Annotated in this window: 12 protein-coding genes; 5 read left to right on the plus strand and 7 right to left on the minus strand. The window is 48.7% G+C overall.

All coding sequences use genetic code 11. The features are described from left to right. Window positions 1-1,197, minus strand: coding sequence for a right-handed parallel beta-helix repeat-containing protein (locus tag N5095_RS10920; RefSeq protein WP_267622866.1), 1,197 nt, complete (start codon window positions 1,195-1,197; stop codon window positions 1-3). Window positions 1,198-1,605: 408 nt separating this feature from the next. Further along, window positions 1,606-2,436 carry a Cdc6/Cdc18 family protein gene (locus N5095_RS10925; RefSeq protein WP_267622868.1) on the minus strand — a complete coding sequence of 277 codons (831 nt, stop codon included), beginning with the start codon at window positions 2,434-2,436 and terminating at the stop codon, window positions 1,606-1,608. A gap of 167 nt (window positions 2,437-2,603) precedes the next feature. Between N5095_RS10925 and N5095_RS10930 the strand changes: the two genes are divergently transcribed. Continuing rightward, entirely contained in the window at window positions 2,604-3,665 is a 1,062-nt protein-coding gene (locus N5095_RS10930; protein WP_267622869.1) for a Cdc6/Cdc18 family protein, read from the plus strand. Between the two features lie 100 nt (window positions 3,666-3,765). Continuing rightward, a complete protein-coding gene (locus N5095_RS10935) occupies window positions 3,766-4,596 on the plus strand; it encodes a restriction endonuclease (protein ID WP_267622870.1) in 831 nt (276 codons plus the stop codon). Here N5095_RS10935 and N5095_RS10940 read toward each other — a convergent pair. Together N5095_RS10940 and N5095_RS10945 are read right to left on the minus strand one after the other, a co-directional pair. Further along, the gene (locus N5095_RS10940; RefSeq protein WP_390203063.1) at window positions 4,574-6,595 is read right to left on the minus strand and encodes an ATP-binding protein; all 2,022 of its coding nucleotides are present in this window, start codon (window positions 6,593-6,595) and stop codon (window positions 4,574-4,576) included. The genes N5095_RS10935 and N5095_RS10940 overlap by 23 nt on opposite strands. Further along, a complete protein-coding gene (locus N5095_RS10945; RefSeq protein ID WP_267622871.1) occupies window positions 6,585-6,974 on the minus strand; it encodes a DUF8104 domain-containing protein in 390 nt (129 codons plus the stop codon). Before N5095_RS10945 ends, N5095_RS10940 begins: the two co-directional genes overlap by 11 nt. 321 nt (window positions 6,975-7,295) lie before the next feature. Between N5095_RS10945 and N5095_RS10950 the strand changes: the two genes are divergently transcribed. Further along, window positions 7,296-7,619, plus strand: coding sequence for a hypothetical protein (locus tag N5095_RS10950; RefSeq protein ID WP_267622872.1), 324 nt, complete (start codon window positions 7,296-7,298; stop codon window positions 7,617-7,619). Window positions 7,620-7,847: 228 nt separating this feature from the next. Here N5095_RS10950 and N5095_RS10955 read toward each other — a convergent pair whose 3' ends face one another. Further along, complete coding sequence (locus tag N5095_RS10955; RefSeq protein WP_267622874.1) at window positions 7,848-8,276, minus strand: hypothetical protein; 429 nt, start codon at window positions 8,274-8,276, stop codon at window positions 7,848-7,850. 149 nt (window positions 8,277-8,425) lie between these two features. Further along, a complete protein-coding gene (locus N5095_RS22555) occupies window positions 8,426-8,926 on the minus strand; it encodes a signal peptidase I (RefSeq protein ID WP_390202984.1) in 501 nt (166 codons plus the stop codon). A 29-nt stretch (window positions 8,927-8,955) separates the two neighbouring features. Between N5095_RS22555 and N5095_RS10960 the strand changes: the two genes are divergently transcribed. Then, on the plus strand, window positions 8,956-10,668 hold the full coding sequence (locus tag N5095_RS10960; protein WP_267622876.1) for a hypothetical protein: 1,713 nt from the start codon (window positions 8,956-8,958) through the stop codon (window positions 10,666-10,668). 7 nt (window positions 10,669-10,675) lie between these two features. Here N5095_RS10960 and N5095_RS10965 read toward each other — a convergent pair whose 3' ends face one another. Next, window positions 10,676-11,719 carry a twin-arginine translocation signal domain-containing protein gene (locus N5095_RS10965; RefSeq protein WP_267622877.1) on the minus strand — a complete coding sequence of 348 codons (1,044 nt, stop codon included), beginning with the start codon at window positions 11,717-11,719 and terminating at the stop codon, window positions 10,676-10,678. A gap of 229 nt (window positions 11,720-11,948) precedes the next feature. Between N5095_RS10965 and N5095_RS10970 the strand changes: the two genes are divergently transcribed. Next, complete coding sequence (locus N5095_RS10970; RefSeq protein ID WP_267622878.1) at window positions 11,949-12,191, plus strand: helix-turn-helix transcriptional regulator; 243 nt, start codon at window positions 11,949-11,951, stop codon at window positions 12,189-12,191. Window positions 12,192-12,548 lie beyond the last annotated feature (357 nt).

A 12,548-nucleotide genomic window follows, 5' to 3' on the forward strand; every position in this document is an offset into this window, starting at 1 on the left:
TTAAATTGTATCTACGATATTGTTTCGGTGAAGATTCATCTGGTCACTAGTACTCCACTCGCTTGGCGTCTGCTTAGGCCGAACAAAGGTGTTATTCTCTACGTTGAATACTGGGTTTGGAGGATTCCCACGAACGTTTACCTTCCAACTGTCGAATATTTGATTACGCTCCAAGCTAGTGTATCTCGCGCCCGAGAACAAGGGCATTTCAGTACCAAGCTGAAAGTGGCAATTCTGCACGTGTAGTGATTCACATGTGGGATGGGCGTCTAAAATCTGAAGTGTAGACGTACCCAAGACGCAGTCTTCGACCGATACGTTACGGGATTGGCCAAACCTATTTGTTCCGACTGAGAGGCCATGACGACACTCGTTTAAATGTGAATCTTTAATTGAGACGTGGGCACTTGCATTGTAGACGACCACCCCGTATCCAATACCATCCTTCTTACACTTCTCAAACTTCGAGTCTGTTATATCGATATTGTAACACTCGTCAATTTGTAGTCCGATACTCGAACAATTCCTTACCGTGACATTCTCTAGTGTGCTATCTTTACACCACTTAAGTTTTATACCTTCAAAGAAGTCCTTGTATCCATCTCCATCGATATCTTTGTCCACTGCGCTAGGACCGTCGAGCTCAACATTTTTTAGGTGGAATTCCACCGGTTCAATTACTTCTACTTTTGCATTCCGGCTGGTTAGATAGTCATAAATTAGTGATTCTTCAACCCTCACGTCACCATTTTCGGCTTCGTCTTGAACAACGTGAGATTCACCTCGGTGGTAGCTGTTGTCAGACGACCAATATGCGTCGTCGTGAATAACATTCAGATCGCCTGGTACAGTAAGGCTTGCAGGATAATCCAGATGATCGGCTTGATCTGAACTATCATCATACGTTCCCCCAGCTTGCGTATCGGAATCAAGTGATTCTGTAGAACGTTTCGATCCTTTAATTACAAAGAGGTACTTGTACGCCCAATCATCCCAATCAAATCTAACATCCCCTGACCCTACTATAGTGAGATCTTTGTTTATTTCTACAGGAGTAGTGTCATTCGTAGGTTGATAGGCCGAGCCATCAGATTTTTCATGAATCGTAACTGTTGCCCCTGGTTCAGCGTTTTGGATTGCCGTTACAACATCCGACCAAGTTCCTTGGACGACTGTTTCGTTATGGGGTGTGACCATTGTATTTAGTCTTGCACTACAATTATACCGTTATAAATCGTATGAATTAGTAGTGCGATTCCACTATTGATTTAGCATCTTAAAGCACTTCTGGTATAGTATTTTTAATATAATTGATAGTATATCTGAAGCTAAATGAAGTATGAAGATGAAGTCATTGTGGTGGCTATCGTTTCTGGACGCTCGACGCCTTCCTCAGCTAATAATTAGGCTACATGATTTATAGTATCAAATTATATAATTAAATTTTAATATATCTGTTATTAATATTTTACACTATATACAGTATAAATTCCTTTGGAATATCTGGGTAAGGGATAGAGAGAAGCGGCATAGGGTACCTTGATTTGGAGACCTTGCTTAGATATTCAGGTGAATAACTCAGCAACATCTCATCAGACCCAATTCCTAAGTAAGGATCTGATCCAACAACTCCTGACTCACCTCAGTCAGACCATTATTATCTGCTTCTCTGCCGAGCCTTCGGAGTAAGTGTATTGCTCTACGGCAGTCACCTCCATCTCTAACTGCGGCTTCAGCCACCTTTCGAATCACGTCTTCGTCGACGGTGCCAGGGTAGAATGCTTGCTCTGCACGTTGCTTCAGAATCTGGGTCAGTTGTTCAGCGGTGTAAGTGGGGAATTCGATACCTTCTATCTGGACTCGGCTTCTGCTTCGACGATTAAGCTGGAGTCTGCTTGGCTGCTGGTTCGAGATCATCACCAGGCCGAATTTGGATTTAACTTCTCTGTTGAGTCTTTGTATGTCGTAGATCACTTCTGATTTCTGTTTGAGTTGGTCGAACTCGTCGAGGATTATTGCGTAGCCTTTCGGTGCTCTGAGGCCCCGGCTTTTGTCGGCCCATTCCTCGAGTTTATTGAGCAGTTCGTCGATGGGTTTGCCTTTTCTTGGTGCCGGGTATCCGAGTTCGATGAGAAGCTGTGTGAGGAGTGATGGCCGGGTGTTGTACTGCCAGCAGTTGATAGAGATCGGCTTGATACTGGTTTCGTCTTTTAGCCGGTTGGAGACGTGTTCTATACAGGTTGTTTTCCCGGTTCCTGCTGGGCCGTACGCGAGCACGTTCACCGGTTCTACTTGGTCGGTGAGTGGTCGGAGGGCATCGGCAATTTTCTGGATCTCGGAGTCCCGGTTGAAGGGTTCCTCTGGTTGATGTTCCGATGTCAGGACTGATTCGGATTGGAATACGGTTGCGTTGTTGCTTGTTCTGTCTTTGAACACTATGCTACACCTTTGCAATGCATCTACTGTATTTATGGCAACTATCTAATGGTTGGTCAGACAGAGGAGTTCGTATGAGCTATCCTACAACGTTATAGGCCTGCTTGACCCGGATAATGGGCTTTCCTGTGATAGTGTATATGAAATCTGTTGAAGCAGCTTTAGCCATGAGTTGTATTGAAAACTTTCAGCCCTTGGAAACCCGGCATCTTCCAACCCAACTGAAGAACCGCAATGAACTGAAATCAGCACTGAATCAAGAGTTCGGCTCAGATCTCAACTCGGCATCAAACATGTTCATCTTGGGTCCTCGTGGAACCGGAAAGACCCACTTCATACGGAAATTGCTCGAAGACCTACCCCACAACGATGTCGCCTCGTGCTACGTCAACTGCCGTCAGTCGAACACCCAGTACAAGGGATTGAGTCAGATCCTGAGTGTTCTCACCGATGAAGAGATAGATACCGGTCATCACGTCTCTTCGTTACAGCGCCAGCTACAGAACCGGGTCGGGATTCAGCCCTTGCTGGTTGTACTCGATGACCTCGAGTTCTTGGTACAGAATGATGGAAGCGATCTACTCTACTTCCTCTCAAGACTATCTGATTCAGTTCGACTGATTCTAACATCGTCATCACCGTCGGCTCTGAAACAGGTTGACGGCCGGGCGATCAGCTCTCTACTACCACGCAGCCTTGAACTGTCGGAGTACTCTGAGAAGCAAGCGTTTTCGATTTTAGCTGATCGAGCAGAAGCCGCGTTAGCCTCACACTCGCTTCACAACGACGCGCTTCAAAGCATCGTGGACACTACTCGGAATATCTCGATCGGGCTCTACTGGCTTCAGGTCGCGGGTCAGCGCCGGAATACAATCACGACTACAGTTGTTGAAGATGTGAAGCCGGACGCCTTCCGCCGATATCTCGACGACCAGCTACAGGAATTCTCTGTCCATCATCGGCTGGTGCTCCAAGCTGTGATGGAGCTATTGAAGGAATCCCCTGGAACTGTGCGGACCGGAAAAGTCTACTCACGGTACAAAGCACTCTGCGACGTATACTCCGAGGACTCAGTTAGTCAACGCAGCATCAGCGACGTACTCACCGAATTAGAGCTACTGCAATTTATCGACGCCGAGTACTTCCGAGGAGGCCAACACGGGAAAACCAGAAAAATCAGTCTGAGCCAGCCATTCACCGCAGACTCAGAGCCTATCGTCCACTCGTAATCTCCAAGGAGAGAAGATAACAGACCCCACCGCTTCCAATCGGCAGTCGTAACCGTTGATCAACGTAACCACTACACGTTTGAGTCCGTTAGCTGAGCCAATGACCGATGATATCCCCACCGATTTTGATGGCCTTGATTGTAAGAAGTATGAGAAGCTCGTCGCAGGGCTAATCGCAGGGAAGCTAAAGCATGCAGACAATGACTACAAAGTAACCCATGACGAGAAGAACTTCGAATACGAATTCCATACCAAACAAATCGATGTCTTAGTGGAGGACTCAGATGGGACAACGACTCTTATCGAGTGCAAGTTCCAAAAAGACAGAATCGAACAAGACGTACTGGCGAGCTTCGGATTCTATTTAGATCACTCCGAGGCTGACAAGGGGGTTCTCGTCGCGAAGAACGGGTTTCAAACCGGTGCGAAGAAAATCGCAAAGGGGATGGGGGTCAGACTTCTTGTCCTGGAAAGCATTCAAGGTTACGAGAAAGAGCTTCCTATTGATGAGATATCGATCTCATTGCAGTATCCGGAGTTCCGGCATAGAATTGTAGTAGACAATCCTCAGACTGATTCTTGGAGCCGGTTGCGGGATATTCCTAAGGTCCGTGCAGATCAAGTCCTGATTCGATCATCTGAGGGGACTGCCCTCAGAAAGACAGTACGGGAGTGGGCGGACGAACAAGCTCGAGAATTCGGACCTGGAGAACGAGATCTCGATGGTCAGACAGTAAGGGTAGATGGAGAACTGCGTGAGCTACTCCTGATCAAGTCCGGACGAAATCCGAATTCGCCAATTGAATCTACCCACTGGATCGATCTTGCAGATCACGTCGATCTGAGGATCTCCGATGCATTATCTGATGGGGTCCAATACGGAACATTCGACGAAGCCAGGGAATCGCTTAGCCTTGTTGAGATGGAATAGCATCCGATTCAGTGAAGTCGTAGAGCAGACGAAAGGCAACATGATCCAATGAAGTATCCGAGTTCTTCAACCTCTGTTTTAATCTTTCTCGAACGCTCTTGTCCGGGGTTAGAATCCAGACTTCGAAGTTCTTCGAGAGATGTTTATCTACGTGTTCGATCTCTCTTGCGTTGTTGCCCATCGCGATTTCTACTGCCAGCTCGAAGTCGTCCATATGGACGTAGATATCGGTGTCGAAGACTTCAATTTCAGCGGTCCAGCCGGCTTTTTCGAAGAGCTGCTTGATGTGATGTTGCCAGTATCGGTGGACGACCCCTCCACGACCTTCTTGCTTGATCTCTATCCCCTGGCTTTCGAGATAAGTGCGTCCCTTGTCGGTGAACTCCAGTAGTTTGAGCCGGCCGTCGCTAGTGGAGAGATTTCGTTCGATTGCGACGCCGTTGTCGAGGAGTTCGTTTTTAGCGTTGTTACCTTTGTATCGGCTGGAGAACTTCTCGTATCTCTCTGTGAGTGGTTTGAACGGGTTGTCGACTACGTCTTGGAGGAACCGCTTTGCGTCGTCGGAAAGATCTACTTCCTGTGGATCCTCGACGATGTTGGGTTCCTGTGGTTCGTTGGATCGGCCGGGCGCGACGTACTCTTTGAACCGGATCGGTCGCTGCCGTTCCTCAAACGGTAATTCGCTCCATTTCTCAGCCATTCTTCGTTCCAGGTCCTGGTCGGTGATGTCTTTCTGGAGTGGGTAGTTCCGGAGATTTACTGGGACAGGGCTACCGTTTCCTGACTGGTAGACCGCTTCGCCGACATCGAGCTGTTTGGCGTACTCTGTTTGAAGCTCTGAGAGATTCATCGCCTTCGTAACCGCGTTGAACTGGTTTCGGTCACCTGTAGAGAGCAAGAGTTTGGTGTAGGTATTCGCCCGGATCGACTCGGTCAGCTTCGAAGCTTCCTGATCACCGACTACAAGTGCTTCACCGAACTCCCGCATCTTCGCAGTAATATCATCGATCTCCGGGATACCAGCCGCATCCTGACGCTCCTTGTAGACGCTGAAAACTTGCTTCGCCTCATCCAAGAAGAACACATGATTCAATCCCTGATCCCGGTGAGCCTGTGAAAGCCGGTACTCGTAGACGTACGCGAACAGGATCTCGGTGACGAAGTTCTGTACATCCCGATTCAAACCATCAAGCTCGAACACCACATTCTGATTCAACAGCTCAGGTACTGGGTATCCGGTGCTGCAGTCGAAGATAGTGCCCGCAGACAGGTTCATCGCCTCCAACCGGTTGAGAACCGTATCCCGATAATTCGAAGTCTTCCGGACGTAGTTCACCTTCTCCTCCTTGACCAAGAGCTCGAGTTCATGCAAGCTAGGATACGGCGGCGAGTTCTCATTGAACAACTCATAGAGCTTGTAGAGCTGAATAACCTGCTTCAGCAGGTAGTTCGTTGAACCCGATAGCAGGCTTGTGGAGTGACTGAAGAGTTCGGAGAAGACCTGCGCCCAACGCCGTGGAGCCACACCCTCTGGAGGCTTCAACGGATTAAATCTGAGCTGACTCCACGGCAACACTACAAGGTCGCTCCGCTGGTTCAGCAGGTGACGGTAGTCCTGCTTCCGATCAAAAGCCCAGAATGGAACGGGAAGCTGGCTCATCAAATTATAGAACAAGGTAGTCTTCCCGGACCCCGACTGACCTACTGCAAGCAAGTGCTTCGCCAGGTCATCGATTCTAAGCGACACACGAGCGCCTGTAGCCGAAGTTCCCAACAACAGGTGGTCGTACCCGTATCCCTCAGGAGTTCGGTGGAACGGATACTGTGAGTGCTGAGACAGCCTCAGCTGAATCAGCTTCTGAATCCGATTCTGGAGGGAAGGACTGTTGGTTGCGATACCAGCCTTGAGCAGTTTCTGAATTCGGTCATCGTCTTGAAGCCCTGCCTGGTTGATTTGGCTGAGTAAGTTTTCCCAGTTGGGTTCGATATCAGAGGAAATCGGTTAGATCACCGTCTTCAAGCTCGTCAAGTTCTGATAGCAGCTCTCGACGAGATTCTTCGAGATTTTCCCGGTCACGCCAGTTCTCACGTCGCTCCTCACGCAGCTCTTGGTAGAACTTCCGCAGGCTCTTCTTCAACTTCTCTACCTGGCTTGGATTCCTTGTCCGCTTGTAAATTAGCCCGAGACGTTCTACGTACCAGTCAATCTTCGACTCCAAGTCTTCGATAATCTCTTCATGGATCTGTTCTCTGCTCTTCAGCTCTTTGTTGACTCGTTCAAGCTCATTCTCTATCCGTTGCTCCTCTCTTTCCTGAGATCGCTCCAGCAGCGTCTCAATGTCGTCAGTAGTCCTGTTGAGGTAGTCGAAGTAGTCCATCCTGCCGCCCCGTAGATCGTATCGTGGCGAAGTGGGTAGTGAGTTATTCTTGACCAGTGTTCGTTAGACGGCGGTACTGCTCGGCCTTCTTTCGGTAGAGCTGTGGAAGCTGTTCGACTTCCTCATCAGACCACGACCTGATCTTCACAAGGAGCTGTTCTACCTCTGCCAAATCTTCTGAATATTTCATTAATGAACATACTCGCACAGATACATATGAGGTTCAGGAGTGGTCGTGATTCGTTTGCTTCAGGGGTGAATGAAACCTTGAGAAGCGTAATTGCACAACGGTTTTCAATAGTTCGACGAGTTTGTTGCAGTATGAGTCCAGTTCCCAAGCTGGAAGTAGAGGACGCCAACACGACTGGATGGAAAAACTTGGTGTCAACTAATGGACCAGGGGTTCTGAAAGGAATTGGAGTCACTCACGCATACGCTGCGGTTCCAGTTGTTCGGATTAAAATAGATGGCAACATCGATCAGAAGGGAGAGATCGGATCTGGATGGGGAAGTAACTACGGGAATGTTGGAATGAGCTTGGGTCTTCCATTCAATGATAACCTCCAAATCGAAATAAAGAACCGTAACAGCAAGAATCCAGTAACCAAATTCTGGGCATCGGTTGTCCTTGGTCAACATCCCTGAACACGCCCAATCAGCTTATGAGCGATATAGTAGTCTCGCTTGGATTTCTGCTGCTCTCATTAGCCGGACCATCAGCATTTGCAGCAGAATACACGTACGACCCCGATCCTAACGACCCGAGAGGTTCAGAACAAAGTTTGGAACGACGAAAGCTGATAGCTCTATCAGTACCCTCCGTAATCGGGGCGCTTCTCGTGGTATCCGGCTCTGTTTTCCTGTGAATATCTGCTACGCATATCGATCTTCGAGATAAAAAACCAGCATCTCTAAAGTCTCACCGACAGAAGTCGACGCTGGCTCACCAGTAGAATCAATTGGTTCCTCATATCCTCCAAGAGGTACTGACTTCGACCGGTGAAAGGTCGTGCCGAAAGCACTTTTGTATAGAAATCCTCCTTCAATTTCCTCCACTTTCTGCGCTGCGACTGCATTAGAATCACCTTTGGGATTAGACGGCTCAAACCCATCTCGCTCTTCTAAAAGATCTTCGAACCGGTCTGTATCAAACTCCTCAGTCAGGACAACGTAGACACCATCCTCCTGATCTTCTTGGAGCTTATAGCCTTCAAGTCCATCTGGGAACAAGGTATAATTCTGCTCAAACCAGTCATCTAATCGCTCCGCGGCGTCTTCCGGAAGATCGTTATCTGAGGTCATGTGTGTTATAGTCTCTCACTCATTTAAGTTTGTTTTGGGTTGGGGTTGGCGTCACGCATACTACCTGGTTCTAGGTGCTTTGTTATCATCTAGCTAAAGAAGAATGTTCCGATGAGATTCAGGCAATGATACATTAGATGTTCTATGATTCATAACGGAGGTGATGTTCGACACTGCCGATCCGGGTTCCATGGCAGAGGTATGCTGAACAGCTTTCTGCCCAGAATCTGGGAGTCAGTAATTCTCTGTTCGAACCAGAACTGTTTCCGCGCCAAGTCACCTTTCGTACCTACCGTACGATTTCTCTTCTCGACTACTCGGTGGATTACCAAGGTACCAATCGCTCTGAAAGCCACTATATCGCCTTTGCTGAGATCTGAAGTGCTGGTTGGTTCCAGTATCACGATTTCGCCGGGTTCCAAAGCAGGGTACATTGAGCACCCCGATACCTCCACAGAAGGATGCATCCAGTTAACTGGAGCAGCTAAGAGGACTCCAAAAAGGACTGAAATGGAAATTATCCAACCTGCCACCTGTCTATGCGATAGCCGCATATCTATCTTGAGGGATGAATCAAAAAACGGGCTCATACCGTAACACCATAAGAAAGAATTGACGCATCCGATTTTAAATACCGAATTCCAAAACATTCTACGTGGAATTCGGAAATCGGAAAGGAATGGGCATCAACACTATTCTCGTCTTAGTTGGCGCATTAATGTTCGCCGGCTTGATAGGCACCCTGTTCACCAACAGCCCGCTCGAAAAAGCAATCTGGCAAGGCCAAGAGATCACCAAAAAGAACTCCGACTTCACAATAGAGATCAAGGGGGACGGCGATATTACACCTGATCAGCAGTTGTCGGATCTTGCATTGTATGTGTATCACCGGGCATCAAACGATGGCTGCGCCGAAGGTCCGTACAAGAAATCTCTGGGGTTGAAAGGACCTACAGTCTGGAAGCAGAACAATAACAAGATCAAGAAGTGGAGGAACGGCGTTCCACAGACCGCTAACGACGGGGAAGGGCAGGCAGGATACCCCGGTCTCAAAGGTAGTTATCTAACTCAGTATCCGAAGTGCTACGGCGCAGAAGACACCGGGATAAGAGTTACAGAGGGATCAGCCACCGGCAAGCTCGGCCAAGACATGGAAGGCATCTACAGCCGAGAATACTTCGAAATCAAAGGGAAAAAGAAGGTCGTGCTGATCGCAGGCAACGAACAAAGCTCAGGCAGTCAAATCACCGGCAGCAAACCCTCAAAAGACAGGGGAGACACCTGGCTCGAGAAAAACTTCATATTAGCATCAAAAACCAGCTTCAAGACTAGAACCGCCTCCTGTCAGAGTGATGAAAAATTCCATGGCACTCGGCAGAATTTCGCACTATACTTCAACGGAGACGTACCCGACAACCGAGCCGGAGTCTGGATGAGCGACTCACCGAAGAAGGGTGGGATCGGCGATAAACAGCCCTACTGTGGTGATAAAACTAAAAAGAAGCCTCATGTCGACCCGTTCTTGGCTGGTTCAACCGATAAACCGGCTTCAGTCATTCTCTGTCCTGGTGACAAGGGCTATATTCAGATGAATAAGGGGAAGGACCCTACCAACGACGGAGAAGCCGGAGAAACTGTAGGAAGTTCGATCGAAGAATCGGGAGAGGCTGCGAAGTACGGGTTCATCCAGATAACGGAGCTTGGGAAAAACTGCGCTGATGACCGAGCGATCAGCATAGAGAACGCGGTCAACATCTACAGCAGCAAGCAAACTCAGCGCGGCCGGCTTCTAACAGAGGTCTCCGTAGAAAGCACATATGGAATTCCGAAAGAAGTCGAGCTGGTTGTCATAGATTCGAAAGGCAATCAGATCAAAGGGGCGCAGGCAGAGATTCCTGCTGCCGGCCAGAAAACATTGACTGCAGCGAACGGGCCGTTCAAAGCCTCTCTCTGCTCCGTCGATGTCGAAATTAGACAGGGAGGAGCTACTGTAGACAAGGTCGAGGATTTGACTCCGGTTCAAGCACCTCAAGAATGCGATGACGCATTGAGCGAGTACGACGCGAAGCTTCGGACGGTGTCGAAGGAGATTGTGACAGACCTGTTCGGTACTGAAAAGCTCCGAGTCCACGCAAGGATCGCTAATACCGGGAGAAAAGGCGGGAGCTACTACAACCTGCGAATGCAGTACACCTCAGACAAACACAGAGAGGCCAGATTCTCCAACATGGATTTAGAACCAGGCCAAACCACCACTAACCCGCTCACAGTCACCAAGAAATTCGGTGCAATGGATGACTGCAAAGTAGAGATACAGGCATGGGTGGAACCCGTCGGCGTGACGGACACCCACACCATCGATCTATCCACAATGGACGTAGACGGCTGTTGAACAAAGCTTAGGTATAAGAGTTATCGAATCCGCAGTCGTAGTCTTTCGCCAGTTCGTCGACAGGAGTCTGTGACGGTGACCCATCCTCAACAAAGAACTCGTACTCTCCATCCTTCTCAATAATCGCGCCAGTTGTACTAAGATACGATTCTTCAGACCAATCACCCATTCCATATGGGGCTTGGATATCGCCCTCAGACTCCTGAGCCCTGATTACGAATCCAAGGTCATCTTTTTCATTCGGGAAATGGGCCTGAAGAGTTTTGACTATCTTTGGTCCGTAGCCGTTGGCGTCAATGATGGATTCCCTGTCGCCGGCTGCTGTGTTTTCGAGTACTTCGTAGCCGGTTTCGAGGTCTCCGAGGAAGGGAGGGCTAACCGATTCGTCGGGTCGGTCGGCTGCCCAGATCAGGTTGGAGCCGTTCTGACCGATGATGACCTCGTATTCTTGTTCTCGGCCTTCATCCTGGAAACTGCCTCTATAAGTGGTTCTGTTCCCGATACCTGCGGATTCAAAGTTCTCCTCAAGTAGTCCGGTGATCTCGTCCGGCGATTTCTTGAGGTCGAGCGCTCCGAGCTCGCCAAGTCCTACGACGACTTTGGTACCTGTTTCGCTCCAGTCGGCATCGACAAATCCTCTGCCTGTAACCCGTGGAGCGTTCTCGTCGAGATATTTTCGAGTGTCTTCGTCGATTGCGTCGACGATATCATTGTTTCTGTAAATTTGCCATGGAACACTTGCAAGGACTTCTTCGTAGGCTTCGTCGCCGCCGTATGCTTGTTCCCGGATCGCGTTTTCTTGTGTTAGTACCCGAGGGTCGATGAACCAGTCGAACTCTTCACCTTTCTTGATCTGAGATTCGTAGCCGGGCTCCGATGTTGAGGTGCTGGTTTCAGTAGGGGTATCTGTTGGCGTGGAATCGTCGTCGTTTGGTGGGGTTGTAGTATTGTCGTCGGTTTGTCCGCTGCCGTCGGTGCAGCCTGCGATTCCGGTGATTCCGGTGGCTGCTGTGGCTTTCAAGAATTGGCGTCTGTTCGGTGTTTTGTTCATCGAGGGAGGGCACCTATTACTGTTTAGTAACAAAAATTTTATATGTTCTGTGGTGGTCCAGCCCCAAAATCTCCAGTCCATGCTCACACCGTTAGTGTCCACACCACAATAATTCTGACTCAAACTGGCTCATTTGAGCCACTATTAGTCAGTTCAATTTTATATCGAGGCTGTCAAAAACAGGTACCGACCAATCCTCACTCGAAACATGCCTCAGCGGAAAACCTGGATGAACGACGCCTCCATCCCGGTACTCGAAACACTCCACAAAGCCGGGATAGCCATCTCCGCCGGGGCAATCCAGTACGAACTCGAGAGAACCATGAAACGACCGCCCTCCCGATCAACCATCACACGAGCACTCAGAGAACTCCAAAACCACGAACTCGTCACAAAACCAGACGAAGACAAAATCTACTACGAACTCACCGACAAAGGCCGCAAATCGATGACTGAGAACTCAACCCAGTAACCATCAAGAAAACAGCTACTCCAAATCCCTCCGACTCAACAAAAGCTGGCGAGCATCCCGCAGCTGAACCAGAATCTCCTCCAACTCTATCTTCATCTCAGAACTGTCTGTTTCTCTATATACTAATTGAATTCGCTTATCAAGATTGTCCAAGAGCCGATTTACCTCATTTATAGCCTTGACTTCGTCCTTCGACCAGGAACTTACATTCGAGAGTAACTTCTCGTCTTCATCTAAATTGTTTGAAGACTCCATAGAGGAAATTGATGGGCTAGAAAAATATGAGAAGAGGTTTGGTGTACTTCATATGAAGCGATATGCTTCGCTTCTGATCGCTAGTTGAATTCTCCCGGATCT

The sequence above is a fragment of the Halobium salinum genome (genome assembly GCF_026586625.1).
GTDB lineage: Archaea > Halobacteriota > Halobacteria > Halobacteriales > Haloferacaceae > Halobium > Halobium salinum.